Origin of the sequence: Cyanobacterium sp. T60_A2020_053 (assembly GCA_015272165.1) — a bacterium.
Taxonomy (GTDB): domain Bacteria; phylum Cyanobacteriota; class Cyanobacteriia; order Cyanobacteriales; family Cyanobacteriaceae; genus Cyanobacterium.
Map to the genome: position 1 here is coordinate 15,441 of JACYMF010000021.1, position 20,376 is coordinate 35,816.

Consider the following 20,376-nt stretch of genomic DNA (forward strand, 5'->3'; position numbering starts at 1 on the left):
CGTTGATAAATTGAGATATGATTTTCAGTTGAGGTAGGGAAGAGGGAAGCAGAGGGAGAAGGGGAAGCAGAGGGAGAAGGGGAAGCAGGGGAGATGGGGAGAAAGGGGAGATGGGGAAGCAGAGGAAGGATTATAATTCATAATTCATAATTCATAATTCATAATTTATTCAACCTTTGCCCTTTGCCCTTTGCCCTTTTAAATTGTGCTTGATCGGTGTAAAATTGCCAAAGAGTAAAATTGGTTACTCAATTTATATAAAAATTTGATAAGTATTAGGAAAATATTTCCATGGCAAAAAAAACTATTGCAAATTTAACGGCTTCTGATTTAGAAGGGAAAAGAGTCTTGGTTAGGGTGGATTTTAATGTACCAATGGATAAAGGTACTATTAGCGATGATACCCGCATTCGTGCTGTTTTACCGACTATTAATGATTTAACGGCGAAGGGCGCTAAAGTTGTTTTATGTAGTCACATGGGGCGCCCGAAGGGTGAAGTTAAAGAAAGTTTACGTTTAACCCCTGTTGCCACTCGTTTAAGTGAGTTATTAGGGAAAGATGTGGTTAAATGTGATGATTGTATCGGTGATGATGTCACCAATGCTATTAATAGCTTACCCAATGGGGGAGTAGCTTTATTAGAAAACCTCCGTTTTTACGCTGAAGAAGAAGCCAACGATGCTGATTTTGCCAAAAAATTAGCCAGTAATGCTGATTTATATGTTAACGATGCTTTCGGTACAGCGCACCGCGCCCATGCTTCCACCGAAGGTGTTACCCATCATCTTCCTATTTCTGTGGCTGGTTTCTTGATCGAAAAAGAGTTAGAATTTCTACAAAAAGCTATTGAAGCACCAAAGCGCCCGTTAGTAGCGATTATTGGTGGCTCAAAAGTATCTAGTAAAATCGGTGTTATTGAAACTTTACTAGAAAAATGCGATAAGCTCATCATCGGCGGTGGCATGATTTTCACTTTCTTCAAAGCGCGCGGTTTAGCCGTTGGTAAATCTTTGGTGGAAGAAGACAAATTGGAATTGGCTAAGGCTTTAGAAGCGAAGGCAAAAGAAAGAGGTGTTGATTTCTTGTTACCTACTGATGTGGTAATCGCTGATAATTTTGCGCCTGATGCCAATGCTAAAACCGTTAGTGTGGAAAATATCCCTGATGGTTGGATGGGTTTGGATATTGGACCTGATAGCGTACAAACGTTCCAATCTGCCCTCGCTGATTGTGGTAGTGTGATTTGGAATGGCCCCATGGGTGTATTTGAGTTTGATAAATTTGCCCAAGGCACGGAAGCTATTGCCCATACCCTCGCTGGTTTGACAGCAAAAGGCACTATTACTATTATTGGTGGTGGCGATTCTGTGGCGGCTGTGGAAAAAGTCGGTGTTGCTGAAAAAATGAGTCATATTTCTACGGGGGGGGGCGCTAGTTTAGAGTTGTTAGAAGGTAAGATTTTACCCGGTATTTCTGCTTTAAATGAGGCTTAATTTTTCGTTTTTTAAACTCCTCTTATTAACTTGACGTAGGGTGGGCATTGCCCACCTTTATCATAGAAATTGTAATTTATCTCAAGTTCGGGTAATTATTTAGGGTTTGCTGAATAAATCAAAACCCTTTTAAAACAAAGGTTTTAAACACAATACAACTCAAAAAAAGTACCAAAAATAATCTTTTTTCTCCAAAAATACTGTATTTTAATGAATAAACCACGTTTTTTGTTTCTCGCAAAGGCGCAAAGATAATATTTGTAATAATCCAAAGTGTGGTTTAAGGAAATGAAAACTGCTGTAATTAATTTATGAATAATCAAACGAACTTGATATTATTATACGGCGTTGCTGATTTTAAATATGATTTTGCTTGGGGTAGGGAATAGGGAATAGTAATAATATTTTGAGTATTATATATTTGCTGTAATTTAATAATTTTTCATGCCACAATTAAGCAACATCTATTATACCTCTCCAATAATACCTGAAGCCTGTTAAGGTTAAATATTATTCAACTCCCACAAGTCAACAAAAAATAGATTCCCTCGATGTTTATTGATCTGAAAACTAAAAAATATCTCAAATTATTAGTTACAATTAAAAAAAATCAGAGGTTTGATAAATTATGGTTCAATCATTAATCAAAACTTACTCTTTTGAGGACTATTTAACTTTTCATGATGGTACAGATAATAAATATGAATTAGTTAACGGAGAGTTAATTTTAATGCCTACAGCAAGTGGTTTTCATGCCTTAATATTAATTTTTATTTATGACTTATTCAAAGAAGAAATAAAACGCTTAAACTTAGACTATAAAATTATGCCAGGTACAGTAGGAATCAAAACCGCAGAAAATAAATCAAGGATTCCAGATTTAGCAGTTTTGTCATCTTTTCAATGTGAAGAAATCAGAGCAATGAGAACCGCAGTTTTGGACAGCGCCCCTCCCCTTGTCGTAGAAATTGTGAGTAATAATAATAAACAGGATGACTACCGTTACAAACGTTCGGAGTATGCAGTGAGAGAAATTCCCGAATATTGGATTATTGATCCAGAATTAGCAAAAGTATCAATTTTATTATTAGAAGATGGTTTCTATGAAGTGAAAGAATATCAAAAAAACGAGCAAATTAAATCAGTTTTATTCCCAGAATTAATAACTCAAGCTCAAGACTTTTTTGCCGTTTAAACTGAAGATATAATATCTAAAAAACTTATCAAGCTGAGTTAATTTTCAGAGGATATAAATATAAAATTGATAATAATTCAAATTGTTTTATAATAGTAAAAAGTATTTTAAATAATTAGATAATATTGTTATGGAATCTACCTTAGATTTTGCCACTTATACGATTTGGTCAATTTATGCCACCGTTGCCTTTGCGGTTTTAGCTATTGTCGGCTTTATCTTTAAATGGGGTTTCCGTTTTCGTTTTGTGGGCGCTACAGGTTTTATGATTGTCCTAACTATCGGTTTATTTGGGCTTAGTTTAGGTTTATTTTCTCGTCCCAGTATTCCCAATGCCGTGCGTTTTAATTTAGTTTATGATAATGGTGCGAATCAAGCGGTAATTGTTGTACCCATTGATATTACTGAATCACAGCTACAGGCAACCCTAGAACAAGCCTCCATTGATTTATTTTCTTATGGTAGAAGCGCCACCGATGATGACCCTTATTTAACTGTACGGGCAAGGGCGCTATATCATGGTGATAATGTTACTTATCCCCTCTATTTAGGGCAGTTGCGCCGTTCTCTTTATCAGCAGGGAAAAGATAGTATTGATATTGAAATTTTCGCTGATAAATTTGCCCAGAGAGATACTTTATCGGTGAATTAGTTACGATTTTAGAGATTTTATGAATAGTTATAAATAAATTAAAGATAATCTTAGTTCAATTTATTGAACGAAAAACTGTTGGTTCCGTGTAATTCATTACACGGTGGGTAAATTGCGAAGATGTAATCTATTTATAACTATAGTCATTTAAATTAAGATTGAGACAAATTGAAAAATTTTGTAGGGTGGGCAATGCCCACCACTTGACACTTTGCGACTACTGTTATTAAGAGAAAAGTGTCTCATTGTTATTTAAAAGGACTATAATTATCCGAACCTGATATAATTTATTACTTGGTGGGGAAACTACGAAGATATAATCTTTCATAACAGATTATAGGCAATGGGATGAAAAAAATATTTGCCCTCACCCCCTACCCCTCTCCCATAGGAGAGGGGGGAAAATACAAAATTTTGGCATCAAAACGTTATTAAATAACAGCTTCAGCGATAATTTTCTCTTCTTTAGCCGTCAATTCGGTAGGCTCATTAATTACCTCACGATACATCTTAATATAATCCACCGCCGACTGATACCAACTAAAATCCTGAGTCATAGCGCGCGCCTGCATTTTCTGCCAAGCATCCTTAAAGCGAAAACCCTCATAAGCGCGAATCATACAAGTATATAAATCTAAAGCCTCATAACGATCAAAACAGTAACCAGTGCCATAATTTTTATCAGGCTCAAAAAACTGCACCGTATCCACCAAACCACCAGTTTTACGCACAATGGGAATCGCACCATAACGCATCGCTAATAACTGACTGATACCGCAAGGCTCAAAACGAGAAGGCATCAAAAAAGCATCAATACCACTATAAACTCGACGAGAAACCGCTTCATTATGCAATAATTGTACCGAAATTCTGCCTCGGTAACGGGCAGAAATTTCCCATAACTGAGTTTCATAAAATCTGTCACCAGTACCTAAAATGATTAATTGGGCATCAGTATAAGCCAAGAATCGCTCTAAAGTTTGTAAAACTAAATCAATACCTTTTTGTTCTACTAATCTTGTCACCATACCAATTAAAAAAGCATTACGGTTGATTTCTAACCCTGATTCTTCCTGTAATCTCACCTTATTTAAACGGCGCTTGTCGAGAGTTTCCGCCGTGAAATTTTGAGCAATAAATCGATCAGTAGCAGGATTGTATTTTTCTGTATCGATGCCATTTACAATCCCTCTAGTTTTACCATTAATCCAAGATAACAAACCGTGTAAATTTTCCCCATATTCCACCGTTTGAATTTGTCGCGCGTAGGTAGGGGAAACAGTATTAACTAAATCAGCAAACTGTAACCCAGCCGACATGGCGTTATCTCCCTGCATATAAGGAGGACACCAAGTGATTTTTTCTAAAAGTTCTCGACTTGGTCCTTGATAAGCTAAATTATGAATGGTGAAAATAGTGCTAATATCAGGAGATTGACTCATCCACACGGGAATCATGCCCGTATGCCAATCGTGACAGTGAATAATTTGGGGTTTCCAACAATTCCAAGCAAATTCAGCCGCGCCATTGGCAAATAAAGTAAAGCGCCAATATTCATCATCTCCACCATAGACACTACGCCCTGAAAAAGCGGGATGACCAAATAAATATAATGGTACATCTGTTTCAGGTAAAACAGTTTCATAAACGGCGAACTTTTGAAACATGGCATCTCCCCACCATATCGGTTCGGCAGGAATATCCACTTTATCGGGTAAAAAGCCATAATAAGGCATCATGATTCTCACATCATGCCCTAATTTGCGTAAAATCTTCGGTAATGCGCCCACCACATCTCCCATACCCCCCACTTTAGCAATGGGGGAAGCCTCCGCCGCTACAAACAAAATTCGCATAGTGATTTAGTTTTGATCTGATTTACTGACTAGGGTGATTGTGCCATAATCTCTGCACTCGCGCCAATTTATTTTTTGATCACAGCAAGGGCTCTTTTTATTCTCTGTTACATCAAGTTTAGATCATGAGTTCTCAAGTGATGTTATCTGCGCAATTTACCCACCGTGTAATGAATTACACGGAACCAACAGTATTCCGTTCAATAAATTGAACTCAATTTCACTTGAAAAAATCTAATTTTTAACTAAAATATAATATGAAAAATATCATTTCTTTTACAGTAGTTATAATAAATTATTATTTAACTCTTGTCTATCCTCACCAGTTAACTTAGACGCTTCCTAGTTTAGTTAATCCATTCACTGGCTATGGGCATTTTCCATCCTGTGCCAAAAGCTCGATCGGTTATTTTCAGGACGGGGGGCGCTTGTTTTCGTTTAAACTCTGCTCTCATCACCAATTTTACCACCTGTTTAACTACTTCTTGATCATGCCCACTAGCAATAATTTCTTCGCTGGATTGATGGCAATTAATATAACGTTCTAAAATGTCATCTAAAATGGGGTATGGTGGCAAAGAATCTTCATCTTTTTGGTCTGGTTTTAGTTCAGCACTAGGAGGTTTTGTAAGAATATTTTGGGGGATAATTTCTCTATCTTTATTTAACCAATGGCAAAGCGCAAAAACTTTTGTTTTTGGTACATCTGCAATCACGGCTAAACCCCCATTCATGTCTCCGTAAAGAGTGCAATAACCTACTGCCATTTCTGATTTATTACCGGTAGATAATAATAAATAGCCAAATTTATTGGCTAATGCCATTAATAAAGAACCTCTAATTCTTGATTGAATATTCTCTTCGGCAACACCAAATTTTTTGTTAACAAAAACTTCTTTTAGCTCTTCGTCAAAACTATTCATAATTCCTTGAATAGGAATTTTTTGAGTAATAATATCAAGATTTTGAGCTAATTCTTGGGCATCAATTACTGAGCTTTCTGAACTATAAGGGGAGGGCATTAATACTCCTAAAACATTCTCTTTTCCTAGCGCAGAAACGGCGATGTGCGCTACTAAAGCCGAATCAATACCACCGCTTAAACCTATGACTGCTTGAGTAAATCCACATTTTTTGGCATAATCTTTTACTCCTAAAACCAATGCTTGATAAATTTCTTCGTTATCGTTATCAATCAATAAATTAATTTTACCATTAGGCAATAAGTCTTTTTTATTTTCGTCAAATTCTAAGTAATTTAAAGCCGTTTGATAATTTTTTAAACGAGTTACTATGATTTCTTCTTTTGATATGGCAAAACTATTACCATCAAAAATTAAGTCATCATTTCCACCAATTTGATTAACATAAATCATTGGTTTTTTATACTTATTAACTAAATATTTGAGCATTTTTTCTCTTAGTTTTTGTTTTCCTAAAGTATAAGGAGAAGCTGATAAATTAACAACTAAATCAATATCTAAATTAGTTAATTCTGCTAAGGGATTATATTCATATTTTTTTCGCCCCCAAAAATGTTCATCATTCCATAAATCTTCGCAGATAGTAACACCAATTTTGACTTCATTTAAAGTAAACCAATTAGGTTGTTTTCCTTGAGCAAAATAGCGATGTTCTTCAAATACGTCATAAGTAGGTAATAAAGTTTTATGGAAAATCTGCTGTATTTTACCTTGATATAAGAAGGCGACACTATTATAAAGGGGTTTTTCTCCTCCCAGAGAAGCATTTTCGTTATGGGTTACAACTCCAATTAATGTAGCTAAATTAGGGGGAATTTCTTGGGCAATTTCTGCTAATTTTTCTGCCATTAAGGTGACAAAATAGCTATTAAATAATAAGTCTTTGGGAGGATAGCCACATAGTGATAATTCTGGGGTGAGGAGGAGGTGCGCTTGTTTGTCGTGCGCTTTTTGGGCTTCATTAATAATACTCTCTGCGTTTCTTTTTATATCTCCAATAATTGGGTTTAACTGGGCTATAGCGATTTTCATTTTATATTAATATCTTATCTAAGTTATTGTCAATAATTATACTTTAGTCGTAAATGTTTTAAGTTTTACTAATAATGGCTAGTATCAAGTTCTACATCCCACCGTATAATGAATTACACTACACGGCTAACAATATCCCGTTCAATAAATTGAGCTAAGATTATTTTTAATTGATTTATGAGTGATTAAATAAACTTGATATTAAACTATTACGGCAAGAATTATCCAGCGCCCTCCACGCCATCTTTACAGTTTATTCTATGTCATCATCATCTAAAGAATTATAATCAATGTTATCAATTTGTTGATGTTTTTGACGACGAGAAACACGGCGATATTTTTTAGTATTTAACTTTGGTTCAGTGTAAACTTTTCCTGAGTTATTAACTAATTCTTTAACGCTAGATTCTACATCACGAGTCTGAGCAATTTTTTCCTCTTTAACGATAATTTCTGACAAAAATTTGAGATAGTATTCATACCTTTCCCAAGCGCCCTTCACCGCACATTCTGGCTCTTGTTGATGTAAACAATTATTAAATTTACAACTACCTTGATTTAATCTTAATTTTGCTTCGGGAAAATAATTAATTAAAGTCTCGGAAGGGCAATCGAAATCAGGTTGATTAAAACCCGGACTATCTGCTAAATAACCCCCTTGGGGTAGTTCAAACAATTCGATATGACGAGTAGTATGTCGCCCTTTTTGTAGTTTTCCTGACACTTCACCGATTCTAATTTCTAATTGAGGAATTAATAAAGAAGTTAGGCTAGATTTTCCCACGCCACTAGGTCCAGAAAGGATAGTTATTTTGTCTTTTAATACTTCTTGTAATGGTTCTATTCCCTGTCGTTTCTCAACACTGAAAAAAAAAGGATTATACCCCCAACTATTTAATGTTTCTTGCCAATTATTTTTTTTTTCTAAACTAATTAAATCAGCTTTATTTAAACCTAATAAAAGAGTTAAATTAGTGGACTCTGCTTTCACTAAAAAACGGCTTAATTGTACAGGGTCTAAACTCGGTTCTTCTAATGCAAAAACTAATAAAATTTGTTCTGTATTGGCAACGGGAGGGCGCTGGAGTTCACTTGTACGAGGTAAAACAGAAGCAATAGCGCCCCTCTCACATTCACTAGATTTGATATAAACTCGATCCCCCACCAACACAGTTTGACCGATTTTTTTTAAGCGGGTGGGGCGAGTACAAAGCATGGTTTCACCATCATCTAAGCGCACTTGGTAAAAGTTCGCCTGTACTGCCATTACTGTGCCGAGTTTTTCTAGGGAATCACTCATTTTGACTGAACCAACAAGGAGAAGTAATCATCCATGGGAGTAATAGATTCCATCTTATACCCTTCCATTTTAAGACTATTGGGGACTTGTTCAATGGGTTCGCCACTATCTAGCCAAATTTCGAGGGTTTCTCCAGAGGACATTTTTTCTAATTGTAATTTACTACGAATAAAGTTCAGAGGGCATGGTGTACCGCGCAAATCAAGTTTTTGTGGGGTCATTGCAATTGAATAAAATAACAGTTAAATATATTATAAAGCAGTCAGTTGTGAAAAGGGCAAAGGGCAAGGGGCGAAGGGCAAGGGGCTTAAGCCCCTTGTTAAAAATTAATGATGATATGATAGAAACAATTTAGTAATACGATTTGCCCTCACCGCCAACCCCTCTCCCATAGCAGGGTTTTTGCAAAGTCGGCATCAAAATGCTTTGCCCTCACCCCCAACCCCTCTCCCATAGGAGAGGGGAGCAATATTTTCCATTAAATTTTCACAAATCAGAACGGATTGCTATATAAATAATAACCATTAATAAATAAGAAAAAATCTGACTTTGCAAAAAATAATCATTATTTGTGGCGGTATTCATTCCATGGAAATAACCAAAAAATTTGTAAATTTAATTAAAACACAATTAGGAAATAATTTACTAGAAAATTACATAATATTACCCCTTAACCAGCGCCCTCCCTACGATGCCAAAAATCTATTTGATAACCTAATAGAAAATAATATTTTGCCCCAAACAAAAGCCTTGACAATTATCGCTTTTAGTGCTGGAGTAGTAGGCTGTTTAGCTATGGCAAGAAAATGGCAAAGAGAGGGGGGAATTATTAACTGTTTCATCGCTTTTGACGGTTGGGGAGTGCCATTAATAGGAGATTTTCCCATTCATTGTTTTAGTCATGATTTATTTACCCATTTAACTACCTCTTTTTGGGTGAAAGGTAATGAGCATTTTTATGCACAACCTGCGGTATCACACCTAGAAATGTGGACAGCGCCCCTCACCGTGAGCGGTTATCATGGAGAAAAGAGGATAAACTTAACCGAATCTCTAAATCTCCTGCTAACTAAATATCATGGAACAATTACAACCAACTTTAACGACAATTACCCTCCCAGCGCCCGAAGAAACAGTAATTAAACTAGAAGATATTTACAAAATCTATGGCAGTGGCAACACGGAAGTTAAAGCCTTAGCAGGGGTTAACCTCCACATTCAGCGCGGAGAATATAGTGCCATTATGGGCGCTTCAGGTAGCGGAAAATCCACCATGATGAATATTTTAGGCTGTTTGGATAGCCCCACCAGTGGCAATTATTACCTCAATGGTGACAATGTAGCTTCCCTTTCCTCTCGTCAATTAGCCATGATTCGTAACCAAAGAATCGGTTTTGTTTTCCAACAATTTCACCTTCTACCTCAGTTGAGTGCGCTGGATAACGTCATGTTACCCATGAAATACGGTGGAATTGATGATCAAGAAGGGAAAAAACGAGGTATAGAAGCCCTTACCAAAGTAGGTTTAGAGAATCGTTTATATAATAAACCTAATCAGCTATCCGGTGGACAACAACAGAGAGTCGCCATAGCAAGGGCAATCGTTAACTCTCCTCTCATTTTACTAGCTGATGAACCGACAGGGGCGCTGGATTCTCAAACCACCAAAGATGTCATGAACATTTTTGCTGATCTAAATCAAGAGGCTATGACTATTATATTAGTTACCCATGAACATGATGTGGCAGAGCAAACCAGACGAATTATCCACTTTAAAGACGGTAGGATAATTGATAATGAATAATTAAATATCCTCCTCTGCCTCCTCAGCTTCTCCTTCTCCTTGTCAGCAACCCCTAAATATTTAAGGTTAGACGATAAATCTCTTGACGGGAAAGCTGACTAGATTTAGCTAAATGTTGACTAATTTCGCTTTTACTCATACCCAGCGCCCTCAACTCCTCAATAGATTCCTTGATTTGTGCCTCAGATAAAAAAGTTTGGGAAGATTGACAAATGCCCCTAACTATGATACAAAATTCCCCTCTTGGTTCATGACTTTGGTAAAAATCCAGCGCCCCTGCCACTGTGCCACGCCAGAAATCTTCATGTAACTTCGTTAATTCCCTAGCGAGGGTAATTTCTCGGTTTAAACCGAAAGTATCAGCAAAATCAGCGAGGGTTTTGCGTAGTTTGTGGGGCGCTTCATAAAAAATCATCGACCTTTCTTCCCCCCGTAATTGAAGCAATAAAGCATCTCTGAGCTTTTTTTTCGTTGGTAAAAAACCCTCAAACACAAATCTATCCGTAGGTAAACCAGAAGCAATTAAAGCATTAATCCCAGCATTAGCACCCGGAATTGGTACAATATCAATATCAGCTTTAATACAAGCTACCACTAAATGATAACCCGGATCAGAAATAGCCGGAGTACCAGCATCTGTCACCAAAGCAATATTATCACCCTGTTGTAAGCGCGCCAAAAAGTGCGGAGTGCGCTGGGTTTGATTATGCTCATGGTAGCTCATCATCGGTGTTTTGATCTCAAAATGATGTAATAATTTTCCCGTGTGTCGAGTATCTTCCGCGCCGATTAAATCCACCGTTTTTAAAATTCGCAACCCCCGTAAAGTCATATCCTCTAAATTACCGATGGGAGTAGCCACTAGATAAAGTTTGCCAATCACTGTACAATCCTAACAAGGTAATAAGTTATCGAAAATAATGGAATACTTTTTTTAAGACGTAAGCAAATTTAATGGTAGTCTAAGCTATCTTTAAATTTACCCTTGCCCTTTGCCCTTTGCTCTTTTGACTACCATACCATGAATCAATTTACCATTAATCTAACCCAAGGATCAGTTTCCTTCACCTTCAGTCAGGAAGCCGCCCAAAAATTGCGACAGGAAATCAATACCTTGATGGATAGTCTCAAACAAATTGCCTTAAACGCTAAAACTGGCACAAAACCCACCCCTCAAAAAGCCATGGAATATCAACACACAGGGGAAGTTTTTTTGGAAGTTTTTTGTAATCCTAATATATACCCTAGTCCTTTTTCGGCAAAAGTTTTAATCACCGTTAGAGATGATCGTTTAAGATTAACTTCAGAAGCTGAATTAACCAGATTAATCGAAGATTTAGAACAATATTAAAATAACAAATTGACAATTGATAATTGACAATGAAATATTCAATTAATTTTGCTTATTTACTTAATATCAAATTCGTTTGAACAGTTATAAATCGGTTAAAAATAATATTAGTTCAATTTATTGAACGATCGGGCCATTAGCCGTGTAATTCATTACACGGTGGGTAAGTTGCGAAGATAGAATCTTTTATAGCACATTACCAGAACTTGATATTAGAGGTAATTTTCATCAAAATTTTAAAAATCGTCAGTCAGAAAAAACTCTATAATGGCAGATAAAAGCTCTTTTAATAAAAGAATGTCGCTATGAGTCAACTCCATGATATTTTATCCATAAATGCGATTCCTGCGGAATATCAAAAATTGGTGTTGAATACCATTATTGATGGAGTGGTAATATTAAAAGATAATCGTTATATTTACGTTAATTCAGTTTATGAACAAATTTGCGGTTTCAGTGCTGAAGAATTAATCGGGCAAGAATGGGAAAATCATCACCCTGCCGAAGAAATAAAAAGATTATCTGAAATAATCCTGCCCCAATGTTATGAAAAAGGCTTTTGGCGCGGTGAGAGTTGTTGTTATCACAAAGATGGGCGAGTCATTCGAAAAGAAATATCATTATCGGTAGCAGAAAATAATATATTAGTAGGTATTTGTCGAGATATTACGGCAGAAAAAGAAATGCAACATCAGTTGAAAACTCAAGAATTTGTCATTAGGGCTTTATATAAGGTTACATCGGCATCAAAATTAAGTTTTGAGGAAAAATTACAAGGTATTTTTGCGCTAGGAAGACGATTTTTAGGCTTTGACTTGGCAATGCTGACTCGTGTTGATAGTAATGGGTGTTGTCTTCTTCATTTTCAAGGGGGTAAAAAATATGGTAATTTTATTAAAACGCCTCATACTCTAACTTTAGACAAGGCACTATGTTATCAGGCTTTTCAGAGAAAAGAGCCTTTAATTTTAAAATCTATCCCTGATTCTGAGTTTCATAATCATCCAGCTTACACAGAATATCATTTTCAAAGTTATATCGGTATTCGTGTGGAAGTGATGGGTGAAGGTTTTGGTAGTCTATGTTTTATTTCTTTTCAAGAGTCTCGAAATCATCTTAATGATAGTAGTAAACAACTACTGAAATTGATGTCTCAATGGATTAGTTATGAGTTGGAGAGACAGCAATCACAAAAATTATTAGAAGAAAAATTCCAACAAGAGGTTTTACTCAAGAAAATTACTCAGTCTATTCGTCAAACTTTAGACTATGATGAGTTATTTAAACGAGCAGCGCAAAGTATGGGTGAAGCATTTAAGGTCAATCGTTGTCATATCTTAACTTATAATGCTGATCAAATTCCTCCAGTTATCCCCGTAGCTGAATATTTATCAGGTGTGGAATCCATGATGGTTACTAATATTGCCCCTTCTCATGTGCGTAATTTTCACTTAGAAAATGTGTTAGCAGAAGATAAGGTGGTGGTTACTAATAATGTGTTTGAAGATTCTTTGTTAACTACTATGGTGAATACTTGTGTTGCTAACAAGATTAAATCTATGTTATCGGTGAGAACTTCTTATTTGGGTGAGCCTAATGGTATTATTTGTTTACATCAGTGTGATAATTTTCGAGTTTGGACTGATTCTGAAGTAGAGTTATTAGAAAATATTGCTTCTCAATTTGGTATTGCTATCGCCCAAGCTAAGTTATTACAACAGGAAAAAGAGCAAAAACAACGGTTGGAGTTACAAAATCAGGCTTTAGAGGAAGCGAGGAAGGGCGCTGAAAGTGCTAATTTAGCGAAAAGTAATTTTTTGGCGACGATGAGTCACGAAATCCGCACTCCCATGAATGGTATTTTGGGCATGACTGAGTTATTGTTGGATACTCCTTTGGATAGTCAGCAACGGGATTTTGCGGAGACGATTAGTCAAAGTGGTAATCTTCTGCTGGGTATTATTAATGATATTCTTGATTTGTCTAAGATTGAGGCGGATAAGTTAGAACTTAATCATACTATTTTTAATGTTCATGATGCCATTGAGGAAGTTATTAAGTTGTTGCAAGTGACGGCTTGTAATAAAAGTTTGAGGTTGTCTTATGTGAAAAATTATTGTCTTCCTGATGAGTATTGGGGAGATGTTAACCGTTTTAAACAAGTTATTCTCAATTTGGTTAGTAATGGGGTGAAGTTTACTGATACAGGGGAGGTGAGAGTTGAAATTGATGGGGTGATGACGGGGGAAGGAAGTTATTTGTTAAATATTGCGGTGAAGGATACTGGTATTGGTATTTCTGATGATAAGTGCGGTTTGTTGTTTCAGCCTTTTTCTCAGGTGGATACGACTAATAGTCGTCGCTACGGTGGCACTGGTTTAGGGTTGGCTATTAGTCAAAAGTTAGCTAACTTGATGGGGGGTGAGATTACTTTTAATACTCAATATGGTTTAGGCTCAGTTTTTTATTTTTCCGTTACTTTAAAACCTTCCACTTCTCCTCTGTTGGGGATTGTATCAAATCCAGCGCCCTCCACACTACCAAAAACCCCTCTCCCACAGGAGAGGGGAGTAAGGAATAATTTAAGGTTACTATTAGTGGAGGATAACCCCGTTAACTATAAGGTAGCGCGCTTAATTTTTAAAAAACTAGGCTATGATGATAATTCTCTACATTTAGCTAATAATGGGTTGAGGGCGCTGGATTTGCTGCGCCAAAATGTTTATGATGTGGTATTTATGGATTTACAAATGCCTCATCTTGATGGGTTAGCTACCACTGTCAAAATTAGGGAATTAGGTGATTTGATTCAACAGCCTTGGATTATTGCCATGACGGCTTCAGCTTTATTGGAAGATAAGCAAAAATGTTTTGCAGTGGGCATGAATGATTATCTTAGTAAGCCCATTAAAAGTGATAGAGTTTTACAGTCTCTACAAAAATATGGTGAAGGGCGCTGGGGCAAAGGGCAAGGGGCAAAGGGCAAAGGGCAAAGGTAAATTTGAATATAGCTTCGACTACCATTAAATTTGCTCACGTTATAAAAGATCGGGTTTTAAACCCATTATTATTTGATAATGAATTATCCATTGTCAATTATCACAACCTAAATAAATGGAATACACCTATTTACCAGATTTACCAACCACTACAGTTTCCCATAACCAAGAAATTAAGAAAAAAACCATTATTGAAAATGGGAAAATACCTCATATTACCAACTTTGCCCAAGCGCACTTCCCCCCTCAACAAATAGCCTATACTCACAGTCATGATGATATGTGGGAAGTATTCCTAATTGTGTCAGGAAAAGGTAAAATAAAGGTTAAGGGACAAGAATTTATCCTTAAACCGGGGGTATGTATTACGGTAGCGCCCCACGAAACCCACGAAATCATTAATGATGGGTGTGAAGAATTAATCACTAACTACTTTGGTATTGCTGAATAAATATAACTGTTGCTCAAATATGCGTTTAACTTCTCCCGTTACCACTACTTCCGACAATTTAACCAGAGAATATCCCTTGGTGGAAACCTTCCATTCCGTACAAGGGGAAGGTTTTTGGCATGGTGTCAATGCTTTTTTTATTCGCCTTGCCGGTTGTGATGTTTTTTGCCCTTGGTGCGATCAAAAAGAAACTTGGACTACTAGAAAATACCCATCCGTCAGCGTAGCGCACCTCGTGGAAATAGTCAAGGGTAATAATACAAATATTATTATTATTACAGGGGGAGAACCCTTAATTCATGATCTTAATCCTTTAACTACGGAGTTGGCTAAACTAGGCAAAAGACTACATTTAGAGACATCGGGCGCCCACCCTTTTTCAGGACATTTTGACTGGGTCACTTTTTCCCCTAAAGTATATAAAAAGCCCCATGCTTCTATTTATGATCAAGTTGGTGAGCTTAAAGTGGTGATTAGTGATGCTAGTGATTTAGTATGGGCTGAAAATCAGGGTAATCGATTGCAGTCAGGGGTATTAAAATATTTACAACCAGAATGGGATTCCCCTCTCAGCAAAGACTTAATTTTTGAATATATTAAAAATCATCCTCAATGGCGTTTAAGTTTACAAACCCATAAATTTTTTGGCGTCAGATAACATAAATTATGAATTATGAATTATGAGTTATGAATAAAAAATGATCTTATCCAAACTAAAATCAAGTTTAATCGTCTCCTGCCAAGCGCCCTCCGACTCACCGTTATATCAACCCGAAATAATCGCGCTGATGGCAAAAACTGCGGTATATCGTGGCGCTAAAGGAGTAAGAATTGATAGCCCTAGTCATATCCAAGCGGTGCGTCAACTATTGCCAGATACCCCCATTATTGGCTTATGGAAACAAACCAATCTCAATTCCTCTGTTTATATTACCCCTCGTTTTGCCGATGCGGTGGCGGTGAGTGAAGCTGGGGCGGATATTATCGCCATTGATGCTACTAATCGCAGTCGCCCTGAGGGGGAAGATTTGGGCGAGATAATCAGTAAAATTAAAACTCAGTTAGGTAAGTTAGTGATGGCTGATGTGGATACCCTCCATAATGCCTTCCAAGCCGTGGCGAAGGGCGCTGATTTTGTGGGTACAACCCTTTATGGTTACACTGAGGAAACCCGACATCTTACTCCCCCTAATTTTGATTTGGTGGCGCAGTTGAAGGCTAAACTTGATTGCCCCGTTATTTGTGAAGGTGGTATTAAAACCCCCCAACAAGCACAAATGGCTATGGTGGAGGGCGCTTTTGCGGTGGTAGTCGGCACTGCTATTACAGGGATTGACTTACAAACTCAGGCTTATGTTAATTTCCTCAAGTGAAGGGCAATGGGCAATGGGCAAAGGTTTTCAAAGGGCAAAAGAAAATTTAGAATTTAGAAAATAATTAGGGTCTGCTGAATAAATCAAAACCCTTGTTAAATAAAGGTTTAAAGTCTATTCTACATAACAAAAAGTGTCATAAATTGACTTTTTTCTCTAAAAAATCTGTATTTATGGTATCCGAATCAAAAATAATTGATACACAACAGCAATTTACAGCGCATTTCAAATGAATAAACCACGTTTTTTGTGTCTCGCAAAGGCGCAAAGACGCAAAGATAGTATTTGTAATAATCCAAAGTGTGGTTTAAGGAAATGAAAACTGCTGTATAGAAAATAATTATTATGGCAAAATCTTTGATATATAAGCATTCTAACCATTGCCCTTTGCCCTTCACCTCACGATTGCACTTTTTCAGCGCCCCCTAGTTAAAAATTATATTTGAGGTTGAAATGTAAACCATCATCTTGAATATTACCACCACGATCATCCAGATTAACGAGGGGGGGCGCATAATCAAGTCTCATGTCAATTTGTTTCGTGGGTTGCCAAATTAAGCCTAAACCCAAAGAAGTTAAGAAAGTTTGCGAAGGTGAAAAATTGGGATTTTTGTCCACATTCCAAGCTGATCCCATATCGAAGAAGGGCGCTAGTTGAAAAACTGGTCTTTCATCGGCATCTCGACTCAAAGTGATCCGATCTTCCACAGAAAAACGAAAACCATTATCCCCCGAACGAGCATTTTGACGATAACCTCTCAGGGATTGACCACCACCGATGGCAAACTGCTCGGAAGGCAAAAGGGGATCGCCAGTGAGTTGTAAATCTGCTTGTATGATTAATAAATGATTTTCTCCCAGCGCCTGTACCCGTTGCACTTGTCCTAACCATGAGAAAAAATAGCCATCGGGCGCATTTTCTTGGGTAGCATTGGTGACATCAAACAAACCAACTCCTAAATTAAACTGAGAACGAAAAGCCCAAGCTCCATTACTATCTCTGAGGGTGTAATCTTGTCCGAAATTAATTACATTGGTTTTAGAAATACCATTGGCATCGGGTCCAATACCGAAGGGAGTAGGACCTTGAAATGTGAAAGTTTGCCCCGTGCGATAAGTCATGCCTAGGGATAAAGCAAATTCTTGTCGGGGATTACGGATAAGAGGTTGACGGTAATTAATTTGATAAAATTGGCTTTCACCACGGATGTCGAGAGGTGCAAAAATGCCCTCGACTACCTTATTTTCTTGAAACACTGCCCCTAAATTTACTGTACCATTCATAGCGTTGACAGGCACAGAATAATTAACACTATAATCATAAGTTCCTGCTGAACCTTCAATGCGAGGGCTGTAACTAACGGCAAAACTATCCCCTAAGCCGAAAACGTTACCATGACCTAAACTGAGATTAACACGAGTAGCGCCCACACTGGGAGGGGAATAATTATCAATACCAAAAGAACCAAATACGGGATTAGCTTCGGTTACTTTCACGGCTAAGATACTTTGCCTTTCACTGTCACCACTTCTGATGGTTGCTTCAATATTTTCGAGCAAGGGATCGTTTTTTAATAATCTTAATTGATCTTCTAATTTGCCTGAGTTAAATGGAGTTTTTGCTCCTAATGCAATACGGTCTAATATATATTTCTCTAGTCGATTTGCTCCTTCTATTTCTACTTTTTGAATTTCCCCTTCAGCCACAATAATTAATGCTTTTTTATCTTCACCAACAGTTTCGACAAATGCTCTACTGGTTAGATAACCACGGTTAAGATATAAGCTGGTAATGGCTTCGGTAACTTCATTTAGTTGATCTGAGGTAATATCTTTATTTTGTAAAGGTTCAATAATATTATTAATTTCACTTTGAAAGATGGTATTTCCTTTCACTTCAATGGTATTAGCAAGGGGGAGGGCGCTGGTATTTTGGGTAATTAAATCAAGGTTATTTAGATTTAATTTAGGGTCATTAATTTTATTATCAACTGCTAAACTAAAATCGTTAAATATTAAGTTATTTACTATGAGCAATGGAACCATATAATGGGGGTGACGAGTTAAACCTAAGTAAAGCATTTTTTTTAGAAAAATTATGTAAAAATAGTATATTTTAGCCAAATTATATATTAGATATTGGCCTAGCTATCTTTTTTTTCCAGCGCCCCTCACCATCTCCGCAGAGGAGGAAGGGGAAGCAGAGGAGGAAGGGGAAGCAGAGGAGGAAGGGGAAGCAGAGGAGAAAATTAATTATTAATTATTAATTATCAATTATCAATTGTTCATAGGTCATCATTTCCTTACTTAGAGGATGCAAAAGAAATAGATGTGACACAATAAAGATTAATAATCATAAATTTTGATGATCATATTTCAGGAGTAGAAACCGTGAGCAGCGCTACCTTAACCATAAATTCGCCTCAGACTGAGCAAGATACATTTAACCGTTATGTAATGAATACCTACGGGCGTTTTCCCGTTACCATGACCAAAGGAGAGGGGTGTAAACTTTGGGACACTGAGGGAAAAGAGTATCTCGATTTCGTGGCGGGAATTGCCACTTGTACTTTAGGACACGCCCATCCGGCTTTAGTAGAAGCGGTTAGCGCCCAAATCCAAAAATTACACCACATCTCTAATTTTTATTACACACCCGAACAAGGACAGTTGGCTCAAAAAATAGTCGAAAATTCCTGTGCCGATAAGGTTTTTTTCTGTAATTCTGGAGCAGAAGCCAATGAAGCCGCCATTAAATTAGTGCGTAAATATGCCCATACCGTGCTGGAGTTTTTAGACCAACCAGTAATTTTAACGGCTAAAGCTAGTTTTCATGGGCGCACCCTCGCCACAGTTACAGCTACAGGACAACCCAAGTATCAAAAGCATTTTGCTCCTCTTATGCCGGGTTTTGAATATGTGGATTACAACGATATTAACGCCATTGAGGAAGCGATCACCAATATTGATGAAGGTGATCGCCGAGTTGCCGCTATTATGATTGAACCTTTACAGGGTGAGGGTGGAGTGCGCCCGGGGGATTTAGATTATTTCCTCCGATTAAGAAAAATTTGTGACGAAACTGGTATTTTATTAGTATTCGATGAAGTCCAAGTGGGCGTCGGGCGCACTGGAAAAATGTGGGGTTATGAAAATTTGGGGGTCGAGCCTGATATTTTCACCAGTGCTAAAGGTTTGGCTGGAGGTATTCCCATCGGAGCGATGATGTGTAAGGCTTTTTGTGATGTCTTTGAGCCGGGTAATCATGCCAGTACCTTCGGCGGTAATCCTTTCGTTTGTGCTTCTGGTTTGGCAGTATTAGAAACCATTGAAAAGGAAAATATTTTACAAAATGTTCAGGCAAGAGGTGAACAATTACGCACTCGGTTACGGGCGCTGGTTAGTAAATACCCTCAATTATTTACTGAGGTAAGAGGTTGGGGCTTAATCAATGGTATGGAAATTAAAGCTGATATTGATTTGACTTCCGTTGACATTGTTAAAAAGGCTATGGAAAAAGGCTTATTACTGGCGCCCGCCGGTACAAAAGTATTACGTTTTGTGCCTCCTCTCATTGTTTCCAGTGACGAAGTTAATCAAGCTAGTCAGATTTTAGATGCTACTATCGCTGATTTAGTTGGTTAAATTTTTTTGGGCAAGGGGTTTAAACCCCTTGTTAACAGAAACTAGAGTTAATGGTGGGCAATGCTTACTTTATTTTTTTTTAATAGGGCAAACGCATACTCAGGAAGATAAAATTTTGAGCAGATATCTTTCATCCCACCCTGCTTTTAGTCGTTGTGCTTTTTTTCCTCTTCCATACTCTTTTTCGGCGTTGCATTTTTATGAGATGATTTATAATGAAGGAAAAAGTTTTATGACAGGA

The 20,376-nt window shown here is 37.2% G+C and carries 17 protein-coding genes; 11 read left to right on the forward strand and 6 right to left on the reverse strand.

Annotated elements, in window-relative coordinates; genetic code table 11:
* The first annotated feature begins 291 nt into the window (after window positions 1-291).
* The 3 genes from IGQ45_03425 to IGQ45_03435 all read left to right on the forward strand — a co-directional run bounded on the left by IGQ45_03425 (window position 292) and on the right by IGQ45_03435 (window position 3,341).
* A complete protein-coding gene (locus IGQ45_03425) occupies window positions 292-1,494 on the forward strand; it encodes a phosphoglycerate kinase (protein MBF2056277.1) in 1,203 nt (400 codons plus the stop codon).
* A 628-nt stretch (window positions 1,495-2,122) separates the two neighbouring features.
* Window positions 2,123-2,689: a Uma2 family endonuclease gene (locus tag IGQ45_03430; protein ID MBF2056278.1), complete on the forward strand. Its 567-nt coding sequence runs from the start codon at window positions 2,123-2,125 to the stop codon at window positions 2,687-2,689.
* A 130-nt stretch (window positions 2,690-2,819) separates the two neighbouring features.
* Window positions 2,820-3,341 carry a Ycf51 family protein gene (locus IGQ45_03435; GenBank protein ID MBF2056279.1) on the forward strand — a complete coding sequence of 174 codons (522 nt, stop codon included), beginning with the start codon at window positions 2,820-2,822 and terminating at the stop codon, window positions 3,339-3,341.
* Between the two features lie 431 nt (window positions 3,342-3,772).
* On the opposite strand, the gene glgA is transcribed toward IGQ45_03435, so the two are convergent.
* From glgA to IGQ45_03455, 4 genes are all read right to left on the reverse strand, one after another.
* Complete coding sequence (glgA, locus tag IGQ45_03440) at window positions 3,773-5,197, reverse strand: glycogen synthase GlgA (GenBank protein MBF2056280.1); 1,425 nt, start codon at window positions 5,195-5,197, stop codon at window positions 3,773-3,775.
* 347 nt (window positions 5,198-5,544) lie between these two features.
* On the reverse strand, window positions 5,545-7,212 hold the full coding sequence (locus IGQ45_03445) for an NAD+ synthase (GenBank protein ID MBF2056281.1): 1,668 nt from the start codon (window positions 7,210-7,212) through the stop codon (window positions 5,545-5,547).
* Between the two features lie 253 nt (window positions 7,213-7,465).
* Entirely contained in the window at window positions 7,466-8,512 is a 1,047-nt protein-coding gene (rsgA, locus tag IGQ45_03450; GenBank protein ID MBF2056282.1) for a small ribosomal subunit biogenesis GTPase RsgA, read from the reverse strand.
* Window positions 8,509-8,733 (reverse strand): sulfurtransferase TusA family protein, encoded by a 225-nt coding sequence (locus tag IGQ45_03455; GenBank protein ID MBF2056283.1) that lies wholly within the window; start codon window positions 8,731-8,733, stop codon window positions 8,509-8,511. The genes rsgA and IGQ45_03455 overlap by 4 nt, the downstream gene beginning before the upstream one ends.
* Window positions 8,734-9,061: 328 nt before the next feature.
* Here IGQ45_03455 and IGQ45_03460 point away from each other — a divergent pair, with 328 nt between their 5' ends.
* Together IGQ45_03460 and IGQ45_03465 are read left to right on the forward strand one after the other, a co-directional pair.
* Window positions 9,062-9,655: a hypothetical protein gene (locus IGQ45_03460; protein MBF2056284.1), complete on the forward strand. Its 594-nt coding sequence runs from the start codon at window positions 9,062-9,064 to the stop codon at window positions 9,653-9,655.
* On the forward strand, window positions 9,591-10,316 hold the full coding sequence (locus IGQ45_03465; protein MBF2056285.1) for an ABC transporter ATP-binding protein: 726 nt from the start codon (window positions 9,591-9,593) through the stop codon (window positions 10,314-10,316). Before IGQ45_03460 ends, IGQ45_03465 begins: the two co-directional genes overlap by 65 nt.
* 52 nt (window positions 10,317-10,368) lie before the next feature.
* Here the strand turns inward: IGQ45_03465 and rsmI are convergent, their stop codons facing one another.
* Window positions 10,369-11,199: a 16S rRNA (cytidine(1402)-2'-O)-methyltransferase gene (gene rsmI / locus IGQ45_03470; GenBank protein MBF2056286.1), complete on the reverse strand. Its 831-nt coding sequence runs from the start codon at window positions 11,197-11,199 to the stop codon at window positions 10,369-10,371.
* Window positions 11,200-11,337: 138 nt separating this feature from the next.
* On the opposite strand from rsmI, the gene IGQ45_03475 reads away from it, so the two are divergent.
* The 5 genes from IGQ45_03475 to IGQ45_03495 all read left to right on the forward strand — a co-directional run bounded on the left by IGQ45_03475 (window position 11,338) and on the right by IGQ45_03495 (window position 16,490).
* The gene (locus IGQ45_03475) at window positions 11,338-11,667 is read left to right on the forward strand and encodes a hypothetical protein (GenBank protein ID MBF2056287.1); all 330 of its coding nucleotides are present in this window, start codon (window positions 11,338-11,340) and stop codon (window positions 11,665-11,667) included.
* 305 nt (window positions 11,668-11,972) lie between these two features.
* Window positions 11,973-14,666: a response regulator gene (locus IGQ45_03480; GenBank protein ID MBF2056288.1), complete on the forward strand. Its 2,694-nt coding sequence runs from the start codon at window positions 11,973-11,975 to the stop codon at window positions 14,664-14,666.
* Between the two features lie 115 nt (window positions 14,667-14,781).
* Entirely contained in the window at window positions 14,782-15,117 is a 336-nt protein-coding gene (locus IGQ45_03485; protein ID MBF2056289.1) for a cupin domain-containing protein, read from the forward strand.
* A gap of 19 nt (window positions 15,118-15,136) precedes the next feature.
* Complete coding sequence (locus IGQ45_03490; protein MBF2056290.1) at window positions 15,137-15,775, forward strand: 7-carboxy-7-deazaguanine synthase QueE; 639 nt, start codon at window positions 15,137-15,139, stop codon at window positions 15,773-15,775.
* 40 nt (window positions 15,776-15,815) lie between these two features.
* A complete protein-coding gene (locus tag IGQ45_03495; protein MBF2056291.1) occupies window positions 15,816-16,490 on the forward strand; it encodes an N-acetylmannosamine-6-phosphate 2-epimerase in 675 nt (224 codons plus the stop codon).
* A gap of 429 nt (window positions 16,491-16,919) precedes the next feature.
* Here IGQ45_03495 and IGQ45_03500 read toward each other — a convergent pair whose 3' ends face one another.
* Window positions 16,920-18,536, reverse strand: a complete 1,617-nt coding sequence (locus IGQ45_03500; GenBank protein MBF2056292.1) for a ShlB/FhaC/HecB family hemolysin secretion/activation protein — start codon at window positions 18,534-18,536, stop codon at window positions 16,920-16,922.
* Between the two features lie 345 nt (window positions 18,537-18,881).
* Here IGQ45_03500 and IGQ45_03505 point away from each other — a divergent pair, with 345 nt between their 5' ends.
* Window positions 18,882-20,135, forward strand: a complete 1,254-nt coding sequence (locus IGQ45_03505; protein MBF2056293.1) for an aspartate aminotransferase family protein — start codon at window positions 18,882-18,884, stop codon at window positions 20,133-20,135.
* Window positions 20,136-20,376: the final 241 nt, after the last annotated feature.